The organism is Clostridium sp. AM22-11AC (assembly GCF_003473545.1).
Classification (GTDB): domain Bacteria; phylum Bacillota; class Clostridia; order Lachnospirales; family Lachnospiraceae; genus Enterocloster.
This window is the reverse complement of sequence record NZ_QUCM01000001.1, coordinates 519,531-539,978: the sequence shown is the minus strand read 5'-3', so window position 1 is coordinate 539,978 and position 20,448 is coordinate 519,531. Positions and strand designations below refer to the sequence as shown.

Annotated in this window: 15 protein-coding genes; 13 read left to right on the top strand and 2 right to left on the bottom strand. The window is 45.3% G+C overall.

Annotation, left to right across the window (positions count from 1 at the left end; all coding sequences use genetic code 11):
• Position 1: 1 nt before the first annotated feature.
• Positions 2–1,666, bottom strand: coding sequence for a thiol reductant ABC exporter subunit CydC (gene cydC, locus DW251_RS02485; RefSeq protein WP_118300118.1), 1,665 nt, complete (start codon positions 1,664–1,666; stop codon positions 2–4).
• Positions 1,663–3,402, bottom strand: coding sequence for an ATP-binding cassette domain-containing protein (locus DW251_RS02480; protein WP_118300117.1), 1,740 nt, complete (start codon positions 3,400–3,402; stop codon positions 1,663–1,665). The genes cydC and DW251_RS02480 overlap by 4 nt, the downstream gene beginning before the upstream one ends.
• Before the next feature lie 246 nt (positions 3,403–3,648).
• On the opposite strand from DW251_RS02480, the gene rfbA reads away from it, so the two are divergent.
• From rfbA to DW251_RS02415, 13 genes are all read left to right on the top strand, one after another.
• Positions 3,649–4,548 carry a glucose-1-phosphate thymidylyltransferase RfbA gene (gene rfbA / locus DW251_RS02475; RefSeq protein ID WP_021869360.1) on the top strand — a complete coding sequence of 300 codons (900 nt, stop codon included), beginning with the start codon at positions 3,649–3,651 and terminating at the stop codon, positions 4,546–4,548.
• Positions 4,549–4,722: 174 nt separating this feature from the next.
• On the top strand, positions 4,723–5,745 hold the full coding sequence (gene rfbB, locus DW251_RS02470; RefSeq protein ID WP_021869359.1) for a dTDP-glucose 4,6-dehydratase: 1,023 nt from the start codon (positions 4,723–4,725) through the stop codon (positions 5,743–5,745).
• Between the two features lie 75 nt (positions 5,746–5,820).
• Complete coding sequence (rfbD, locus tag DW251_RS02465) at positions 5,821–6,714, top strand: dTDP-4-dehydrorhamnose reductase (protein WP_279217500.1); 894 nt, start codon at positions 5,821–5,823, stop codon at positions 6,712–6,714.
• A 79-nt stretch (positions 6,715–6,793) separates the two neighbouring features.
• Complete coding sequence (gene glmM / locus DW251_RS02460) at positions 6,794–8,146, top strand: phosphoglucosamine mutase (protein ID WP_118300115.1); 1,353 nt, start codon at positions 6,794–6,796, stop codon at positions 8,144–8,146.
• Between the two features lie 421 nt (positions 8,147–8,567).
• Entirely contained in the window at positions 8,568–10,235 is a 1,668-nt protein-coding gene (gene leuA, locus DW251_RS02455; protein ID WP_021869356.1) for a 2-isopropylmalate synthase, read from the top strand.
• A 215-nt stretch (positions 10,236–10,450) separates the two neighbouring features.
• A complete protein-coding gene (locus DW251_RS02450) occupies positions 10,451–11,044 on the top strand; it encodes a biotin transporter BioY (RefSeq protein WP_021869355.1) in 594 nt (197 codons plus the stop codon).
• Between the two features lie 50 nt (positions 11,045–11,094).
• On the top strand, positions 11,095–11,907 hold the full coding sequence (locus DW251_RS02445) for a Cof-type HAD-IIB family hydrolase (RefSeq protein WP_021869354.1): 813 nt from the start codon (positions 11,095–11,097) through the stop codon (positions 11,905–11,907).
• Positions 11,897–12,721, top strand: coding sequence for a TraX family protein (locus DW251_RS02440; RefSeq protein WP_021869353.1), 825 nt, complete (start codon positions 11,897–11,899; stop codon positions 12,719–12,721). Before DW251_RS02445 ends, DW251_RS02440 begins: the two co-directional genes overlap by 11 nt.
• A 100-nt stretch (positions 12,722–12,821) precedes the next feature.
• Positions 12,822–13,928 carry a UDP-galactopyranose mutase gene (gene glf, locus DW251_RS02435; protein ID WP_118300113.1) on the top strand — a complete coding sequence of 369 codons (1,107 nt, stop codon included), beginning with the start codon at positions 12,822–12,824 and terminating at the stop codon, positions 13,926–13,928.
• Positions 13,929–14,408: 480 nt separating this feature from the next.
• A complete protein-coding gene (locus tag DW251_RS02430; protein ID WP_021869351.1) occupies positions 14,409–15,647 on the top strand; it encodes a DUF3798 domain-containing protein in 1,239 nt (412 codons plus the stop codon).
• Positions 15,648–15,736: 89 nt separating this feature from the next.
• A complete protein-coding gene (locus DW251_RS02425; RefSeq protein WP_021869350.1) occupies positions 15,737–17,353 on the top strand; it encodes a sugar ABC transporter ATP-binding protein in 1,617 nt (538 codons plus the stop codon).
• On the top strand, positions 17,350–19,215 hold the full coding sequence (locus DW251_RS18165) for an ABC transporter permease (RefSeq protein WP_243034853.1): 1,866 nt from the start codon (positions 17,350–17,352) through the stop codon (positions 19,213–19,215). Before DW251_RS02425 ends, DW251_RS18165 begins: the two co-directional genes overlap by 4 nt.
• Positions 19,208–20,437 carry an ABC transporter permease gene (locus DW251_RS02415; RefSeq protein WP_243034852.1) on the top strand — a complete coding sequence of 410 codons (1,230 nt, stop codon included), beginning with the start codon at positions 19,208–19,210 and terminating at the stop codon, positions 20,435–20,437. Before DW251_RS18165 ends, DW251_RS02415 begins: the two co-directional genes overlap by 8 nt.
• Positions 20,438–20,448: the final 11 nt, after the last annotated feature.

Sequence of the window (20,448 nt, the reverse complement as noted above, 5' to 3'; positions counted from 1 at the left end):
TTTATTTCAGATCTTCAGCTCTCAAAATCCTGCTGCATCCTGTCAGCGTACTTCCTCTGTGGGAGATCAGCAGCAGTGTCTTTCCTGCATAGGCAGTCTGCAGCGTATGGAGCAGTTCCTTTTCATGAAGGGCATCTAAAGCACTGGATGGCTCGTCCATCAGGCAGATATCCGGGTTACGGAGCAATATTCTTGCAATTCCGATCCTCTGGCGTTCACCGCCGGAAAGCCTTGCGCTCATCTGCCCCATATCGGTATCATATCCATCTGGCAAGGTATGGATAAATTCCGCAATTCCGGCCCGTTTGGCAGCATCTTTGATCTCTTCCATAGAAGCACCGGGTTTTGCGATCCCTATATTTTCTGCAATGGTCATGTCGAACAGATAAGTATCCTGTTCCAGAAATGCGATTCGCTTATGCAGTTCCCTGAAGCTGATCTGTTCCAGTGGAATACCGTTGATCAGGATCTGGCCCTCTGTTGGAGCATAGAACCGCAGAAGAAGCCGCAGCAGTGTGGATTTTCCGGCACCGGACTCACCGGCAATACCGATCTGGTCCCCTTTGTGTATGACATAATTAAAATGTTCCAGGATCTTTCGTTCTGTACCTGGATAAGCGAAAGTCACATCTTTAAATTCAATGGTCTGGATCTCGCCGCAGGTAACCGCATGTTCCGGTTCCTCAGTCTCCGGCAATGTGTCCTCGATCTTAAAAATACGTTCTGCAGCGCCATATGCCTCTAAAAGGCCTGTTACCACAAAAGTAAGGCTGAAAGAAGAGGATAGAGAAGCTGTTGCAGCAAAGGAAATAGCAATGGTTCCTACCGGGTTATCGATGCCTTTTGATGCAAGATATCCGGCGCATACAAGGATCAGTATCCTTGCAAGGTAGATGAAAAAGTTAGGGAAAGAGGCAATGGTCTGGCGGTGAAGGGTAAGTCCTAAAGCAGCCTTATTTACCTGGCTGTTTGCCTTCATTACATCTTCCATTTTCCGGTTTCCTGCACCAAAGATCTGGATATCCCGGATACTGTATACACTTTCCAGGATCTTCGATTTCAGATCACCTAACTCTTCCCTGTAGCGCATACCGATGCCCCGTCCGGCGATCAGTGCCCCAAGAGGCAGTACAACGCTGATCATAATATAGATTGGGATCAGCACCAGTGCATACAGCGGATTTACAAACCATGCCAGAACCACTGTTGTTACCGGCAGTAAAATGACTGTAAACATAGGTCCGATAGTATGTGCAAAGAAATATTCAAGAGTTTCGATATCTGCCACAGCGATATTCATAATATCACCGGTTTCCCGTCCGATCATATAAGCAGGAGAAATACGGTCGATGGCGTCAAAAAGATGGACTCTCATTTTCGCAAGGATGCCGTATGCACCTAAATGGGAGAATAAACCTTCCAGATAGCGGCACACTGCGATCAAAACAGCACAGGTAACAGTAAGGGCTGCATAAGTCATCATTCCATCACAAAAACCAGCCGCAGCCAAAAGCCATAAAGCGCCAAATCCCATCAGTCCCATATGGGAGAGTGCTCCCAGTACACTGGCAACTGTTGAAATGGCAATATAGTTCCGGATCGGTCTTCCAATGGCCAGAAGCCGGCGGTTCATTTTCTTCATTGAATAACTGAATTTTCGTTTCATTCTGCCACCTCCATTGCCTGCTGGCGTATTACCAGTTCATGATATAAGCCATCCTGGGCCATTAAAGTTTCATGATCGCCCTGCTGTGCCACCCTGCCATCTTTTAGAACGTAAATGCAGTCAGCGCCACGTACTGATGACATTCTATGGGAGATGATGATAAGGGTCCGGGTATGGGCCAGGTGGCCGATGGTCTCCCAGATCTCCTTTTCACTTTCAGGGTCTACGCTGGAAGTAGCCTCATCAAAGATCATGTATTCAGCCTTTGATAAAAGGGCTCTTGCAATACCGATTTTCTGGCGTTGGCCGCCGGAGAGGGAAGCACCTGCATTTCCAACATCAGAATTCAGTCCTTTTTCCAGTGACTGTACAAATTTTAAAAGTCCCGCTTCTTTTACAGCCTCCATTAAAGTCTGGTCATCTGCATCCGGGTCAGCAAGGAGCAGATTTTCACGGATGGTCCCGGAAAAAAGGTTTACCTGCTGGGGAACCATGGCAATGTGCTTTCTCAGTTCCTCCGGCTTCATGCTGTGATAGTCTTTGCCGTCCATGTAAATATGTCCGGCTGCCGCGTCACAAAAACGCATTAAAAGAGAAGCAGTGGTGGATTTTCCACAGCCGGAAAGTCCAACTAAAGCGACAACAGAACCTTTGGGGATTGTAAGAGAAACATCCTGTAAGGCTCTGGCCCGTCCTTCATAACCATAGGATACATGTTCCATACGGATCCCATTAAAATGTTCCTTATCTTCCGGCAGTGACGGGTCAAAGGGGCGTGTTGTATCTGTATCAAGGATCTCCTCCACTTTACCTGCTGCGGAAATAGCGGTTAAAGCACTGTGGGAAGCGCTCATCAGCTGCTGTGCAGAAGAAAAATAGCTGTAAGAAAGCATTAAAACGATCAGTGCCTGTGAAATGGTAATGGAACCCTTTGTAATACGTACACAGGAGTCTACAAGGGCGATTACCAGGGCAGCATAGATCAGCGCTTCTGTTACCAGGAAAGAGGTAAAATTGATCTTCATAAAACAGTTGATATTTTTGTTTAATATATCTGCCTTTTCCCCCAGGATACGGGAATGTTCCCTGTCTCTGTCAAACAGTTTTAAAGTAGTAAGTCCCCGCAGGCTGTCCATATAGTAGCCGGTCATATCATCCAGTGAACGCCAGTAGATTTTGCGGATATCTTCGATCCTGCTGCGGAATGCATTATTAATAGGAAGCAGAAAAAGTGATACTACTAATAATAAAACAGCCACAGGCATGGAAATGTTCTTTAAATGAAAGAACAGATAAATGGGCGCGATCACACTGTAGATCAGACTTGGAAGGTAGGTACTGAAATAGGTCTGCATCTGTTCCACGGCATCTACAGAGGCTGTGATAGCAGAGACAGGACCGATCTTTTCGATGCCTCCTGCATCTAATTCCAGAACTTTGGAAAAGATCATTTTCCGCATGCCTTCTCTTGCCTTTGCAGCGGTCCTGTATTCTAACAGTCCTTTTAAGAGCTGGGCAAGAAAGGTAAATACAGCTGCAGCCAGCGCGGCCCGGATGGCGCTCCAGGCAGTATTTAAGATCGCCTGAGGCTGAAAAAGAGTACCAAGGAAATCGGCAATGATCTCAGCCAGCGCCGTGGTACCTACCAACGTAAGAAAGCCCACCCCTGCTATGGCTAAGATCCAAAGCCATAGTCCCCGGGCAAGCTTTAAAAGAGTTTTGTTCATTAAAAGCATAGTTTTCCCCCAATTTTGTATGTTTTACTGCTATCTTATTAAATAAAAAGACTTTTTTCAATCCCTAATCCCCTATTGAAAAAAATCGTATATTAATATTTCATGAATTATAGCGAAATATTTCCCTGAGGATTTGAAAAATGGCGCATAGTATGGTATATTGAACAAAGAATAACCAGTGGTTCGGCCGTAGTCTGCATTAAAATAAGAAGCAATACGGTTACAGGGACCTGCAAGGAGGAAAAAATGAAAGGGATTATACTTGCCGGCGGAAGCGGCACCAGACTTTACCCTTTAACCAAAGTAACATCGAAGCAGCTGCTTCCTATTTATGACAAACCTATGATCTATTACCCGTTATCTGTGTTGATGAATGCAGGTATCAGGGATATCTTAATCATCTCCACACCAGTTGACACCCCACGTTTTGAGGCTCTGTTAGGTGATGGAAAGCAGTTCGGTATCAACTTAAGCTATGCTGTACAGCCAAGCCCGGACGGACTGGCTCAGGCATTTATCATTGGCGAGGAGTTTATCAATGGTGACTCCGTTGCCATGGTATTAGGTGATAATATTTTCCATGGACAGGGCTTAAACAAGAGATTAAAAGCTGCTGCCAATAAGGGAAAAGGCGCAACTGTATTCGGTTACTATGTAGACGATCCGGAGCGTTTCGGTATCGTTGAATTTGACGCAAACGGCAAAGCGATCTCTATTGAAGAGAAGCCTGAAAAGCCGAAGTCCAATTACTGCGTAACAGGACTTTATTTCTACGATAACCGCGTTGTAGAGTATGCAAAGAACTTAAAGCCATCTGCAAGAGGCGAGTTAGAGATCACAGACCTGAACCGTATCTATCTGGAAAATGGCGATCTGGATGTTATCTTACTGGGACAGGGCTTTACCTGGCTGGATACAGGAACCCATGAGTCCTTAGTAGAAGCAACCAACTTTGTAAAGACGGTAGAGACCCACCAGCACAGAAAGATCGCATGCCTGGAAGAGATCGCATACTTAAACGGCTGGATCACCAAAGAGCAGGTATTAGAGACCTACGAAGTTTTAAAGAAGAACCAGTACGGCAAGTACCTGAAAGACGTTTTAGACGGAAAGTATGTAGACAAGCTGCATAACCGCGAATTCTAACGAACAAGCTATAGGGCGCAAAATTCAAGAAATAAGCGGATGTTGAGCTTGCTCATAAGTCCGCTTATGGCTTGAATTTTACATCGGATGGATATCCGATGCTTCTTGTTGCGGCTTGCCGCAGCAAGAAGATGTCCCTCGCATAGAGCTATTTTAGGAGGAAACATTTACATTATGAAGATCATCGTAACCGGCGGCGCCGGATTTATCGGAAGCAACTTTGTACATCATATGGTAAACAAATACCCAGACTATGAGATCATCAACCTGGATCTGTTAACCTATGCAGGAAACCTGGAAAACTTAAAGCCAGTAGAGAACAAGCCAAACTACCGCTTTGTAAAAGGCGATATCGCTGACAGAAAGTTCATCTTCGACTTATTTGAGAAAGAAAAACCAGACGTAGTAGTAAACTTTGCTGCAGAAAGCCATGTAGACCGTTCCATCACTGATCCAGAGGCATTTGTGCGCACCAATGTAATGGGAACTACTACCTTACTGGATGCATGCCGTACCTATGGCATTAAGCGTTATCATCAGGTATCTACCGATGAGGTTTATGGAGATCTGCCATTAGACCGCCCAGACCTGTTCTTTACAGAGACAACACCGCTGCACACCTCCAGCCCATATTCTTCATCCAAGGCAAGTGCAGACCTGTTTGTACTGGCATATCACAGAACCTATGGAATGCCTGTAACTGTATCCCGCTGCTCCAACAACTATGGCCCATATCATTTCCCTGAGAAGCTGATCCCGCTGATCATCAGCCGTGCATTAGCAGATGAGGAGCTTCCTGTATACGGAACCGGTGAAAATGTACGTGACTGGCTTCATGTATCCGATCACTGCGAAGCAATCGACCTGATCATCCACAAGGGCCGTGTAGGTGAAGTTTACAACATTGGCGGACACAACGAGAGAACCAATCTGGAAGTTGTAAAGACTATCTTAAAGGCATTAAACAAGCCGGAAAGCCTGATCAAGTTTGTAACAGACCGCCCAGGCCATGACCGCCGTTATGCCATCGACCCAACCAAGATCGAGACAGAATTAGGCTGGAAGCCAAAATACAACTTTGATACAGGAATTCAGCAGACCATCCAGTGGTATCTGGACAACCAGGAATGGTGGAAAAATATTTTAAGCGGTGAGTACAGCAATTACTTCGATAAAATGTACGGAAACCGTCTGTAAGTGAACGATAAGTAACAAGTAACTGTGGCTGACGGAAATTTCCGCCAGCCATTGACGTGTATAGTAAGATGTACTCTGAGAGTACATAATAAAAGTGAGGGATCATTTATGAGAGTTCTGGTAACAGGTGTAAAAGGACAGCTTGGACATGACGTAATGGACGAACTGGCAGCTAAGGGCATCGAAGGAATTGGCGTAGATGTAGAAGAAATGGATATCACAGACGCCGCAGCCTGCGAAAAAGTAATTACTGAGGCAAAACCGGATGCAGTGATCCACTGTGCAGCATATACTGCAGTAGATGCTGCTGAAGACAATGTGGAACTGTGCCGCAAGGTCAATGCAGAAGGAACCAGAAACATTGCAAAAGTCTGCAAAGCCTTAGACATTAAGATGATGTACATCAGTACAGACTATGTATTTAACGGCGAAGGTCTGCGCCCATGGGAGCCGGATGACCACAGAGAGCCATTAAATGTATATGGTCTGACCAAGTACGAAGGCGAGATCGCAGTAGAGCAGAACCTGGAAAAGTACTTTATTGTCCGTATTGCATGGGTATTTGGTGTAAATGGAAAGAACTTTATTAAGACCATGCTCCGTTTAGGCCAAGAGAGAGGCGCTGTCAGCGTTGTAAATGACCAGATTGGTTCCCCAACTTATACTTACGATCTGTCTAAGCTGTTAGTTGCCATGATCCAGACCGACAAGTACGGCAGATATCATGCAACCAATGAAGGACTTTGCAGCTGGTATGAATTTGCCTGCGAGATCTTCCGTCAGGCTGGTATGGATGAAGTAAAGGTAACACCGGTAGACTCATCTGCATTCCCTGTTAAGGCAAAACGTCCATCTAACAGCCGCTTAAATAAGGATAAACTGACAGAAAACGGCTTTGAGAGACTTCCTGCATGGCAGGACGCTTTGGGACGCTATTTAGAGGAACTGAAGAAGAACGATATGTTTTAATCCGGTTCAGAATAAAATTGACTTCTGCATCAGGCAGTGATCGGCCAGATACAGGTGCAGATAGGAAGGATCATAAAAAATGGGAAAATATTTTGGAACAGACGGCTTTCGCGGGGAAGCAAATGTAAACTTAACCGTTGAACATGCCTTTAAAGTAGGCCGTTTCTTAGGCTGGTACTACGGACAGAAAAAGCCAGATGAAAGATGCCGTATCGTTATCGGAAAAGATACCAGACGCAGCAGCTACATGTTTGAGTATTCTTTAGTAGCAGGTCTGACCGCATCCGGCGCTGATGTATTTCTGCTTCACGTAACTACCACACCAAGCGTTTCTTATGTAGTACGTACAGAGGGCTTTAACTGCGGTATCATGATCTCTGCCAGCCACAACCCATACTATGATAACGGTATCAAGGTTATCAACGAAAAGGGCGAAAAGCTGGAAGAATCTGTGATCGTAGAGATCGAGAAATACTTAGACGGCGAAATGGGCGAGATCCCGTTAGCTAAGAAAGACAAGATCGGACGCACGGTAGACTTTGCAGCAGGCAGAAACCGTTACATCGGCTATCTGATCGCTATTGCCACCCGTTCTTTCAAGAACATGAAAGTGGCTTTAGACTGTGCAAACGGAAGTGCTTCTGCGATTGCTAAAAATGTATTTGATGCCCTTGGCGCTGAGACACATGTGATCAGCAATGAGCCAAATGGCTTAAACATCAACACAGACTGCGGTTCCACCCACATTGAACATTTACAGAAATTTGTAGTAGAAGAAGGCTGTGATGTAGGCTTTGCTTACGACGGAGATGCTGACCGCTGCATCGCTGTAGATGAAAAGGGAAATGTAGTAGACGGAGACGGCATTATGTATGTCTGCGGCAAGTACATGAAGGAGCAGGGAAGCCTGTTCCACAACACAGTTGTTACTACCATTATGTCAAACTTCGGTCTTTACAAGGCATTTGACCGGGAAGGCATTTCCTATGAAAAGACAGCTGTAGGCGATAAATATGTTTATGAAAATATGGCTGCTACCGGCAACTGCTTAGGCGGCGAACAGTCCGGCCATATCATTTTCAGTAAACATGCAACGACCGGAGACGGCATCCTTACTTCCCTGAAAGTAATGGAAGTGATCCTGGAGAAGAAGCAGACTCTTGCAAAACTGGCATCTGAATATGAAGTTTATCCGCAGGTTCTTAAGAACGTAAAGGTAAAAGACAAAAAAGCAGCCCAGGATGATGAAAAAGTCCAGGCAGAGGTTGCCAAAGTAACAGAAAGCTTAGGAAGCAATGGACGTATCCTTCTTCGTCAGTCTGGTACAGAACCGGTTGTCCGTGTTATGGTAGAGGCATCTGATCTTGAGACCTGTGAAAAATACGTTGACCAAGTGATTAAAGTAATGGAAGAGCAGGGACATTGTTTATAAGGCGAAAAAATGCGCCTGCAAACGTTGATCAGGAATATTATCCATAACCAGAACGAATAGTAAAATGAAATCTCATTGCTTGTAAGAATAAAGGGTATATGTTATACTGTAATATATATTTTTTATCATTTGCAGCAATGAGGCTGGTGTATCAGAGGCTCCGGGGACAATGTTGCTCCGGAGCTTTTTTAAACAAATCCCATGCTGTATACGATTTTATTAAGAAAAGGAATGATGAAACGTGGGGCTGAATCAGTAAAAGTACTGCTGTTTATCGTCTGCCGTTACGGCGTGATCGAGCGACTGCCCGGAAGGGCTTGAGATTAAAAAATACAAAGCAGAACCGTTTAAATGCCGGTCACAACAGCAAGTAGCATGTAACAAAAAAGACAGAGATAGACACAAGGAGGAAATAGTTATTATGTTAAATTATAAGAGATATAAAAGAGTACCTGTAGTTAATTTCCCGGAGCGTACCTGGCCAAATAAGGAAATTGAAAAGGCTCCTGTATGGTGCAGCGTTGACCTTCGTGACGGAAACCAGGCACTGGTAGAACCAATGGTAGTAGAAGAAAAGGTAGAGATGTTCAACCTTTTAGTAAAGCTGGGCTTTAAGGAGATCGAGGTTGGTTTCCCTGCAGCTTCCCAGATCGAATATGATTTTCTTCGTACCCTGGTTGACCGCAAGCTGATCCCGGATGATGTAGAAGTCCAGGTATTAGTACAGTGCCGTGAGCATCTGATCAAGAGAACTTTTGAGGCATTGAAGGGCATCAAGAAAGCCATTGTACATATTTACAATTCCACATCTACTCTTCAGAGAGATGTTGTTTTCCACAAAGATATGGATGAGATCAAGGATATCGCTATTGTAGGTACCAAGATGGTACAGAGATACGCAGCAGAATGTGATACCAAGATCCGTCTGGAGTATTCTCCAGAGAGCTTTACCGGCACAGAGCTGGATTTTGCTCTTGATATCTGTACTGCAGTTCAGGAAACCTGGGGCGCTACCAAGGAGAACCCGATCATCATCAACCTTCCATCTACTGTTGAGATGAACACTCCAAACGTATACGCAGACCAGATCGAATGGATGAATACACACTTTAAGAACAGAGAAAGCATTATCTTAAGTGTGCATCCACACAATGACAGAGGCGAAGGTGTTGCTTCTACTGAATTAGCACTGCTTGCAGGCGCTGACCGTGTAGAGGGAACCCTGTTCGGAAATGGTGAGCGTACAGGTAATGTAGATATTTTAACCGTTGCTTACAATATGTTCTCCCAGGGTATCAACCCAGAGTTAAATATTGAAAATGTCCGTGAGATCGCAGAAGTTTACGAGCGCTGCACCAAGATGCAGATCCCGCCAAGACATCCATACGCTGGAAAGCTGGTATTTACCGCATTCTCCGGTTCTCATCAGGATGCGATCAACAAAGGTATGCAGGCTCTTCATGAGAGAAACAGCCAGTACTGGGAAGTTCCGTATCTGCCTATCGATCCAAGCGATATTGGAAGACAGTACGAGCCAATCGTTCGTATCAACAGCCAGTCCGGAAAGGGCGGCGTAGCCTTTGTTATGGATACTTTCTATGGCTTCAAGCTTCCAAAGGGCATGCACAAGGAGTTTGCAGATGTCATCCAGGCTATTTCCGAAAAGCAGGGTGAAGTTGCTCCAGAGCAGATCATGGAAGAGTTCAAGAAGGATTATCTGGACCGCAAAGAACCAATGCACTTCCGCAAGTGCCGTATTACCGATACAGAGACTGCAGACGGCGAGTTTGCAACACTGGTTAAACTTACCTACACTGATCATGGTATTGAGAAGTACTTCGATGGCATTGGAAACGGACCGATTGATGCTGTTCAGAGAGGCTTAGAAGAGGCACTGGGCATCCAGATCAAGGTATTAGACTACACCGAGCATGCACTGGCATCCGGTTCCGGCGCACAGGCTGCTTCCTACATCCACTTAGTAGACCAGAGTACTGGAAAAGCAACTTACGGCGTAGGCATCAGCTCCAATATTACCAGAGCATCTATCCGCGGTATCTTCAGTGCTGTGAACAGACTGTTTTATTAATGAATGGTAAATGCCGGATCCCCGGTATGAAATAAAAATAAATGTGAAATCAAAAAGCGTGTTGTCATTTATGGCAATGCGCTTTTTTGTACGTGCCAATATCCTTTTTTGTTATAACGCAGAGCCAGAGTGAACTCCTTCGTTGACTTAGGTTATGGTCAATGTTACAATGTTTTATGTTTCAGGATATCATACATTACGGAGGAAAATCATTTATGCATGAATTAAAAGTGGCCCGTTCTCAGGCGCTGACAACCAGGGAAATGGCGCAGATCGGTCTGTTTACAGCTCTGATCGCAGCAGGGGCCTATATTAAGATCAATATACCGGTGCAGCCCTTTCCCATGCATTTTACCATGCAGTTTTTATTTGTCCTGTTAGCAGGATTTTTGCTTGGAGCCCGCAGAGGTGCAATCTGTGTGGGGATTTATCTGGCGGTAGGCCTTTCCGGTATTCCGGTGTTTGCGGCAGGTGGCGGTCCTGCTTATCTGATCCGTCCAACATTCGGATTTTTACTGGGCTTTGTATTTGCTGCCTGGATCACAGGAAAGCTGTCCTCCCTTCGCCCGGGAGCAGGTACTGCCTGGGATCTGTTCAGTGCCTTCTGGGGGATGATGGCTTATTATGTTTCAGGAATGGTGTATTTTTATGGGATCAGTAATTATGTGATCCATATGCCAATCTCATGGAAACTGGTGGTGATCAACTGTTTTCTGATCACAGTGGTGGAAGATTTTCTTCTCTGCGTTATGGCGGCATTTCTGGCAAAAAGGATCCGGGCGCTGGCAGGAGATATGTTCCAGAATTAGAAACTGGTTTCAGCTCAAATGTTACATTATAAATGCGGGGGTTAAACAACTTGAAAGAATATAAGATCATTTTCAGCGATATTGACGGCACTCTTTTAAACAATGAAAACCAGGTTCCAGAGGAGACTATAGAGGAACTGCGCCGTCTGGACAGTCAGGGAGTTCCTTTTGTACTGGTATCAGCCCGTATGCCAAAAGGAATGCGCCCCATCCGGGAAGAACTGGGGATCCATGCTCCTATGGTGTGCTACAGCGGCGGTCTGGTTCTGGATCCGGATGATCAGGAAATATACAGCTGCCTGCTGGATCTGGACCTGGCATGTGAGATCAAAAGTCTGGTTGCAAAAGAGTTTCCGGAGGTAGTCTGCGGCATATACGGTGGGGAACACTGGGTAGTGGACGATATCAGGGATCCGTGGGTGATCCAGGAACAGGGAATTACCCATCTGATACCGGAAACCGGAGATATAAGGGAGATTTTTGGAAAAGAGGGTGGCATTCATAAGTTTCTGTTTATGGGGGATGAAGAAGCGGTGATCCGTACAGAAAACCGCTTAAAAGAACGGTATCCACAGCTTTCCATTGCAAGATCCAAGCCGGTTTATCTGGAAGTAATGAACGGAAACGTGTGTAAATCAGCAGGAGTGAAGATTGTATGTGAAAAATATGACATTCCTGTGGAGCAGTCCCTGGCTTTTGGGGACGGGCAGAATGACCTTGATATGTTAAATGCAGCAGGTGCCGGTTTTGCCATGGCCAATGCGCCGGAAGAAGTAAAAGCGGCGGCTCCTTTCGTAACTCCGGTTGACAATGAACATCAGGGGCTTTTAGCTGTGTTGAGGAAATATTTTGATGAAAAATAAAATGGAGTATGCCTATGCGGGAGGTGCTTCTGCAGATACAGGAAGTACCTTTGGCTTAAGTGGCGCAGCGCTTAAATGGATCGCCATGATCTCCATGCTCATTGACCATATTGGGGCAGTGGTCGTGGAATATGGGTTGTATTATCAGGGCGGAGCAGAATGTTTTCAAAAACTTCTGGAAAATGGAAATGGCCAGTGGCTGTATGTGCTTCAACGGGGAATGCGTATGCTGGGACGGCCTGCATTCCTGATCTATGCTTTTCTTCTGGTAGAGGGCTTTTACCATACACACAGCCGGAGGCGTTACGCCCTGCAGATGTTTCTGTTTGCCCTCATATCAGAACTGCCTTTTGACCTGGCGGCAGCCAACCGCTGGTTTTATCCGGGGTACCAGAATGTATTTTTTGAATTTCTCATAGGACTGGCTGTTTTATGGGGCATGGAACAGGCACAGTTTCGGGAAAAAACTCCCCTTGCAGTGGAAGCGGGAAAGATATTTGCAGTAGCTTTGGGCTGTATGGCAGCAGTGCTGATTCAGTCAGATTATGATTATATCGGGATCATCATTATTGCAGCTTTTTATGAGTTTCATTACAGCAGGGCAGGGCGCAGTGTGGCAGCGGCAGTCCTTGGCGGCCTGGAAACACTGGATCTGAACTATGGAGTTGGTGCCCTGGCAGCAATACCCATCTGGTTTTATAATGGAAAACGGGGAAAACAGAAGTTTAAATATGTGTTTTACTGGTTTTATCCGGTGCATCTGACCGTTCTGGTGTTGATCAGAGCCGGATTTCTGGGGATTTTTCCGTGGTAATATAAAAAGTCTGCACATAAGGGGAAAATCTGTTGATTGCCTGATGATGCCAGATGCGGTATACTCGGATTATGTCGTGGTATAAAAAAGGAGCATAAAAATGAAAAAATATGACTATATATTAGTAGGAAGCGGACTGTACTCCGGTGTCTTTGCCTGGTTTGCGAAGCAGAAGGGAAAGAAGTGCCTGGTCCTGGAAAAGAGGGATCATATTGGCGGAAATGTGTACTGTGAAAATACAGAAGGTATCCATGTACACAAATACGGTGCCCACATTTTCCATACAAGCAACAAAGAAGTATGGCAGTTTGTAAATTCACTGGCAGAATTTAATCGTTATACCAACAGTCCGGTTGCCAATTACAAAGGTGAAATGTACAACATGCCTTTTAACATGAACACCTTCAGCAAGATGTGGAATATTTCCACTCCGGCAGAGGCGAAAAAGATCATTGAAGAGCAGAAAAAAGAGATCACCGTCGAGCCGAAGAACTTAGAAGAGCAGGCCATCAGCCTGGTAGGCCGCGAGATCTATGAAAAACTGGTAAAAGGCTACACAGAAAAACAGTGGGGAAGAGACTGCACAGCACTTCCGGCTTTTATCATCAAGAGACTTCCTGTGCGCTATACCTATGATAATAACTATTTCAATGATCTGTACCAGGGAATTCCTATTGGCGGTTACAATGTGATCATTGACCGTCTCTTTGAAGGCTGCGATATTGAAACCGGCGTAGATTATCTGGAAAAGAAGGAATATTACGATGGTTTAGGGGAAAAGATCGTGTATACAGGAACCATTGATGCTTATTATAAGTATCAGTTTGGCAAGCTGGAATACCGCAGCCTGCGTTTTGAGTCTGAGGTTCTGGGTGAGGAAAACCACCAGGGCGTTGCTGTAGTAAACTACACGGACCGCGAGACTCCGTACACCCGCATCATTGAGCACAAGCACTTTGAATTCGGTACCCAGCCAAAGACGGTTATTACCAGAGAATATCCTGTTACCTGGCAGGAAGGTATGGAACCTTATTATCCGGTCAATGATGAGAAAAACCAGGCACTGTATCAGAAGTATGCAAAACTGGCTGAAAAAGAAGAACATGTTATTTTTGGCGGACGTTTAGGAGAATATAAGTATTACGACATGGACAAGGTGATCGCTTCTGCCATGGCATGTGCAAAGGAAGAACTGAATATGCTGTAAACGGGGGAATGTCATGCCTGACGGACAGAAATATGAGCCTGAGTAAGATAAAGCTGCTGCAAAGTGGAAAGAGACCATTTTGCAGTAGCTTTTTTGTGTACCGGGAAATTCCGTTGGAACTACCGGCGCCATTATTTTCCAGAAATTTCCAAAAACCCTGTTGATACAGGGGATTTACAGACGAAAAATGCAGCAAAATGACGAGCTATAAAATGACAGATTAAAGATTTTTTGTATAATTTGTGACTTTAAAGCATAAAAATATAAATGGATTACAAAAATAAATGGTAAAAAATTACAAATTCACAACAAAAAAACTTGCTTTTTTAACAGGGGTGTGTTACACTAGCACACAAGTGTAGACCGTAGACGTACAAAATAAAACTTGTATGCCGCTGGCCATGAGGACAGCATGATCCATGTTGAAAACATGCAGGGGGGTAGATGGTCTGGACATCTATAAATTAAGGAGGACGAATTATGAAAAGCAAAAAAATGATGGCTCTTGTTACAGCAGCAGCGATGGCATTTGGTCTGGCAGGATGTGGCGGTGGAAATACCGCAGCTACAACAGCAGCACCTGCTGAGAAGGCAGAAGAAAAAACTACCGCAGCAGAAGCTGTTACAGAAGCAACAGAGGCTGCAAAGTCAGAAGGCAGTGATAACTGGAAAGTAGCAATTTTAACCGGTACTGTTTCACAGGGCGAGGAAGAGTTCCGTGCAGCAGAAAAAGCATTAGCTACATATGGTCCGGAGCACATCGTTACAGCAACTTATCCGGACAACTTTATGTCAGAGATGGAGACTACCGTATCCCAGATCGTATCTTTCGCATCTGATCCTGATGTAAAAGCGATCGTTATGTGTCAGGCAGTTCCTGGTGCAAAGGCTGGTTTTGATAAGGTTCGCGAGATGGGAAGAGATGACATCCTCCTGATCGCTGGTACTCCTCAGGAAGACCCGGCTGTTATCGCAGCAGCATCTGATCTTGTTTTATATGCAGATGAAGCAGCACAGGGCGATACCATTATGGAAAAATGCGCTGACTGGGGTATTGATGTATTCGTACATTACTCCTTCCCACGCCATATGGCAATGGAGCTGATCGTAGCACGCCACGAACTTCTTAAGAAGAACGCAGATGCGCTTGGCATCGAAATGGTAGACGTTACTGCTCCAGACCCAACTGCAGAGGCTGGACTTTCCGCTTCCCAGCAGTTCATCCTGGAAGATGTTCCACAGCAGCTGAAGAAATATGAAGGCAAGAAAGTTGCTTTCTTCACAACAAACTGTGGTATGCAGCCTTCTTTACAGACCGCTTGCTTAGATGAGCCTAATGCTTATTATCCACAGCCTTGCTGCCCAAGTCCATATCACGCATTTCCAGCTACGTTAGGACTGGAACTTGCAATTGGCGGTGATGACGAAGACGCATTAAAGCAGATCGCAGCTAAATTAAAGGAGCATGACGCAGTAGGACGTTTCTCTACATGGGCATCCCCGGTTGCTATGACCATTATTGCAGTTGGTGTTGATTATGCAAAGGGATATATCACAGGCGAGATCACAGACCGCAATGATGCTGATAAGCTGGTTGAAATGTTTAACTCTAAAGTTGAAGGGGCAAAGATCAATAATTATACCAATGCAGAAGGTGAAACTTTTGATAATTACTATACCATTCTGCTTGCTCCGGTTGATTTTAACGACTACTTATAAGAAACTTGAAATCTGAGAAAAGGCTCACCCTATTGATTTCGGGTGGGCCTTTTTCAGCAAAATGATAACTGACAGAAAGGGGAATTTCAATGAACACAGAAAAAGAATATGTTCTTGAGATGAAAGACATTACCAAGCATTATGGTGAAAATACCGTATTAAATGGCGTGTCTCTTTCCGTGAAAAAAGGCGAGATCCATGCACTGTTAGGAGAAAATGGAGCTGGTAAATCTACTCTGATGAATATCCTGTTTGGTATGCCGGTCATCCACAGCACAGGCGGTTTTGAGGGAAAGGTCCTTTTAGATGGGGAAGAAACACATATCCATTCTCCTTATGACGCCATGGAAAAGGGCATTGGTATGGTCCACCAGGAATTTATGCTTCTTCCGGGATTTACTATTACGGAAAACATCAAATTAAATCGTGAGATCACAAATCCCAATCCGGTAAGCCGCCTTCTGGGAAAGAACCTGGAAAGCCTGGATATGAAGGCTATGGCTTTTGATGCCCGTAAGGCTCTGGATGACGTAGGAATGAATTTAGATGAAAAAACGCTGGTCCATGGAATGCCGGTTGGATATATGCAGTTTATCGAGATCGCAAGAGAGATCGATAAAACAGGTGTAAAACTTCTGGTGTTTGATGAACCCACTGCTGTTCTTACGGAGAGTGAGGCAGCCCAGCTTATTTCCGTTATGAAGAAGATCTCTGAAAGCGGTATTGCCATTATCTTTATTACCCATCGTCTGGACGAGGTAATGGCCGCATCTAATAACATTACCATCCTGCGAGACGGAAAGCTGGCAGCAACAAGAGAAACTGCAAAAACCAGTATCCGTGAGATCGCGGAACTGATGGTAGGCCGAAAAGGGGAAGCAATGGTAGAGGCAGCCCCAAGACCGGTTCCAAGTGAAAAAGTGGCTATGAGCATCCATGATCTTCATGTAGATATGCCCGGTGAGCAGGTAAATAGCTTATCTGTGGATATTTACGAGGGCGAGATCTTCGGTATCGGCGGTCTGGCAGGTCAGGGAAAACTGGGTATCCCCAATGGTATCATGGGACTTTATGATGCAGAGGGAAAGGTAGAACTGTTCGGACAGGAATTAAACTTTAAAGATACCAGATCTGTTTTAAGCGCAGGTGTTGCCATGGTTTCTGAAGACCGTAAAGGTGTGGGCCTTTTATTAGATCGTTCCATTGAAGACAATATCGTATTTAACGCCATGCAGATCAAAGGGGAATATTTGAAGAAATTCGGACCATTTACCCAGATCGACAGCAAAAAGATCCGTGAAACCGCAGAAGAATACATAAAGAGCCTGGACATCCGCTGCTTTGGACCGACCCAGCATTCCGGTACTTTATCCGGTGGTAACCAGCAGAAGGTATGTATTGCCAAGGCGCTGTGCATGTCTCCGAAATTCCTGTTTGTTTCCGAACCTACCCGAGGTATCGACATCGGCGCGAAAAAGTTGGTGTTAGAGACTCTGGTGCGTTTAAACAGGGAACTGGGAATGACCGTTGTCATTGTTTCCTCAGAACTTCAGGAGCTTAAGAGTGTTTCTGATCGTATTGCCATTGTTTCAGAAGGCAAACTGGTAGACATCTTATCTCCACAGGCACCAGACGCAGATTATGGTCTGGCCATGTCCGGCATTAAACCGTCCGAACATATAGAGAAAGGGGGAACAGAAGAATGACGAAAAATAAGATCCAGAGACTCCTTGCCATTCTTTGTGCAGTAGCGGCAGCCTTCTGTATGGTATTAGGATTTATAAATATGCCTAAGCAGAATGGGGCGGCAGGTCAGGAGATCCTTCGTACCATGCGTATCCAGACACTGCTCAGTGCTACCGGCGACAGCGTAGTGGAAAGTTACGTAGCCATTGCGAAACAGGAAGCACAGGCGGCAGCCAAGGCATCCGGCGGCGGTATGGCAGCTATCCGTGAAGCAGTAGAAAAGGCAGAAACAGAAACAAGAGCAAAATACGAAAATGGCGCCCAGAGTGATCTTTCCGGTATTGATGTAACCGGTCTTTCTGCAGCTGTTGACGTATATACAGAGGCTGTAAAGGCCTATGCAGAGGTGGAGGCTCAGGCCCGCGCTGCTTATGAAGAGGCACATTATGCAGAGGCAGAGGCAGCTTTAGAAAAGAAACATGAAGAAATGTCAGCAGCAGGAGAAGAGATCCCGGAAGATGATGAAGTAGTAGTTGATATGTCCGGTTTTGAGGCAACTCCTGAAATGCTTGAAAAGCAGGAAGAAGCAAAGGCAACTTATGCAAATGTAGGCGCAGAGCTGAAAAAGATCTATCCGGTATTGACGGATGAAGCATTAGAAACACTGGAAGCGACAGTAGAAGGCATCCTTTATCAGTCCGGTGACAGTTTTGCCACTCAGTATGACCGTTACGTTGAACAGAGTAATATTAAAGAGACAAATGAAGGACGGATCATCCGTCACGCAGATGACCTGGTTTATTTAGGCTTTGCCCTTTTAGTATTGACTGTACTTTTACTGTTTAACAGCTGGCTGGTTGCAAAACTTGGTATTCCAAGAGTGATCATCGGTGTATTCTTTATCTTACTTTGCTTTATGACCTTATGGTATGATCTTTCTCTTTCTACTCTGTTAAGTAATACAGTTGTACGAATGGGAATGAATGCCATCATGGTTCTGGCAATGGTTCCTGGTATCCAGTGCGGTATCAGCCTGAATCTGGGTCTTCCCATTGGTCTGGTTGCAGGTCTGATCGGTGGTCTTTTAACCATTGAGTTTGGTATTCCAGGATGGGGAGGTTTCCTCTTCGCTATTGTTGCAGGTTCCGCTCTGGCAGCTGTCTGCGGTTATCTGTATGCACTTATGTTAAACCGCTTAAAAGGTTCTGAAATGTCTGTTACCACCTACGTTGGTTTTTCCATCGTATCTTTAATGTGTATTGCATGGCTGGTACTGCCGTTTAAGTCCCTGAAGCTTCGCTGGCCATTAGGAACCGGTCTTAGAAATACCATTGGTCTGGACGGAACCAACTTCCGCCATATCTTAAATGATTTCCTGGCATTCCAGATCGGCGATTTTACCATTCCGACAGGACTGCTGTTATTTATGGCACTTAGCTGCTTTATTGTATGGATGTTTTCACGCAGCCGTACCGGTCAGGCGATGCAGGCAGTAGGAAACAATCCTCGTTTTGCAGAGTCTGTAGGTATCAATGTTGACAAGATGCGTATTACAGGTACTGTATTTTCAACCGTACTTGGCGCGGTGGGAATTCTGGTATATTCCCAGAGCTACGGCTTTATGCAGCTGTATACAGCACCTCGCCAGATGGGCTTTATCGCAGCATCTGCTATCCTTATCGGCGGTGCGTCTACAAGCCGGTGCAAGATCAGCCATGTTCTCATCGGTACCTTCCTGTTCCAGGGTGTTTTAACACTGGGAATGCCGGTTGCAAACGTATTAGTACCTGGTTCCACTATTTCCGAAACACTGCGTATCCTGATCTCCAATGGAATCATTCTGTACGCACTTACAAAGTCAGGAGGTGAGTCTCGTGCGTAGTAAATGGGATATTCGTGAAATCCTGCAGAAAAATGCAGTTACCGTCATGTTCGTGGTATTATGTATCATCGGACTCATCTGCTCCGGACAGACAGTTTCTTATGTAATGTATGAATTATTCGGCCGTTTAAGCCGAAACGCATTTATTGTACTGGCCCTTATTATTCCGATCGTTGCCGGTATGGGTATCAACTTTGCCATCACCATTGGTGCCATGGCAGCACAGATCGCCGCTTTATGGGTGATCGAATGGGGCATCAGCGGTCTTTCAGGATTTCTGGTTGCCATGCTTATGACTATGCCCATCGCAGCTTTCTTCGGTTTCCTCATTGGTAAACTGATGAACAAGATGAAGGGCCAGGAAATGATCGGTGGTTTGATCTTAGGTTACTTTGCAAACGGATTATATCAGTTATTGTTCCTGTTTATCTTCGGCAACCTGATCCCGTTAAAGGCTCCGGGTCTGGTGATCAAGGGTTCTACCGGTGTTGCAAATACCATCGACCTTTCTACAGACCGTGGTTTTAAATATGCTTTAGATGGTCTGCTGCGAGTTTCCTTCAGCACAGCTGTTCTTATTATCTGCGGTATTATTGCAGTGGGCGCCATGGTCCTGTTTGCAAGGAAGAAAATGGAGAAGAAAAAAGCATTTACTTATGGAGGCATCTGCGTGGCTACTATCGTAGTAGCACAGCTTCCATTTGTAAAGAATATATTCTCCATGGTCACTGTACCGATGGTTACCTTCTTTGTTGTAGGACTGTTATGTATCTTTAACAATGCCCTGATGAAAACAAAGATCGGCCAGCAGTTCCGTGCTGTTGGACAGAACCGCACCGTTGCAAATGCTTCCGGTATCAATGTGGACCGCGTTCGCGTGATCGCTATCGTGATCTCTACCGTACTGGCTGGCTGGGGACAGCTGATCTTCGTTCAGAACATGGGTTCCTTCCAGACTTACGGTGCCCATGAGCAGGTGGGTCTGTACGCAGGTGCAGCCATTCTGGTAGGTGGTGCATCCATTAAAAAGGCAACCAACGGACAGGCGCTTCTTGGCTGTATCCTGTTCCACTTACTTTTCATCGTAGCTCCATCCGCAGGAAAGAACCTGTTTGGTGACGCTGCGATCGGTGAGTACTTCCGTGTATTCATTTCCTACGGAGTTATCGCTCTGGCACTGGTTATGTATGCATGGGGAGACTATAAGAAGAAAAAGAATTAATAGGTTGTAAA

Excerpts from the sequence above, each read along its gene's own strand:
- cydC (WP_118300118.1), bottom strand. The coding sequence starts at position 1,666 with ATGAAACGAAAATTCAGTTATTCAATGAAGAAAATGAACCGCCGGCTT.
- DW251_RS02480 (WP_118300117.1), bottom strand. The coding sequence starts at position 3,402 with ATGCTTTTAATGAACAAAACTCTTTTAAAGCTTGCCCGGGGACTATGG.
- rfbA (WP_021869360.1), top strand. The coding sequence starts at position 3,649 with ATGAAAGGGATTATACTTGCCGGCGGAAGCGGCACCAGACTTTACCCT.
- rfbB (WP_021869359.1), top strand. The coding sequence starts at position 4,723 with ATGAAGATCATCGTAACCGGCGGCGCCGGATTTATCGGAAGCAACTTT.
- glmM (WP_118300115.1), top strand. The coding sequence starts at position 6,794 with ATGGGAAAATATTTTGGAACAGACGGCTTTCGCGGGGAAGCAAATGTA.
- leuA (WP_021869356.1), top strand. The coding sequence starts at position 8,568 with ATGTTAAATTATAAGAGATATAAAAGAGTACCTGTAGTTAATTTCCCG.
- DW251_RS02450 (WP_021869355.1), top strand. The coding sequence starts at position 10,451 with ATGCATGAATTAAAAGTGGCCCGTTCTCAGGCGCTGACAACCAGGGAA.
- DW251_RS02440 (WP_021869353.1), top strand. The coding sequence starts at position 11,897 with ATGAAAAATAAAATGGAGTATGCCTATGCGGGAGGTGCTTCTGCAGAT.
- glf (WP_118300113.1), top strand. The coding sequence starts at position 12,822 with ATGAAAAAATATGACTATATATTAGTAGGAAGCGGACTGTACTCCGGT.
- DW251_RS02430 (WP_021869351.1), top strand. The coding sequence starts at position 14,409 with ATGAAAAGCAAAAAAATGATGGCTCTTGTTACAGCAGCAGCGATGGCA.
- DW251_RS02425 (WP_021869350.1), top strand. The coding sequence starts at position 15,737 with ATGAACACAGAAAAAGAATATGTTCTTGAGATGAAAGACATTACCAAG.
- DW251_RS18165 (WP_243034853.1), top strand. The coding sequence starts at position 17,350 with ATGACGAAAAATAAGATCCAGAGACTCCTTGCCATTCTTTGTGCAGTA.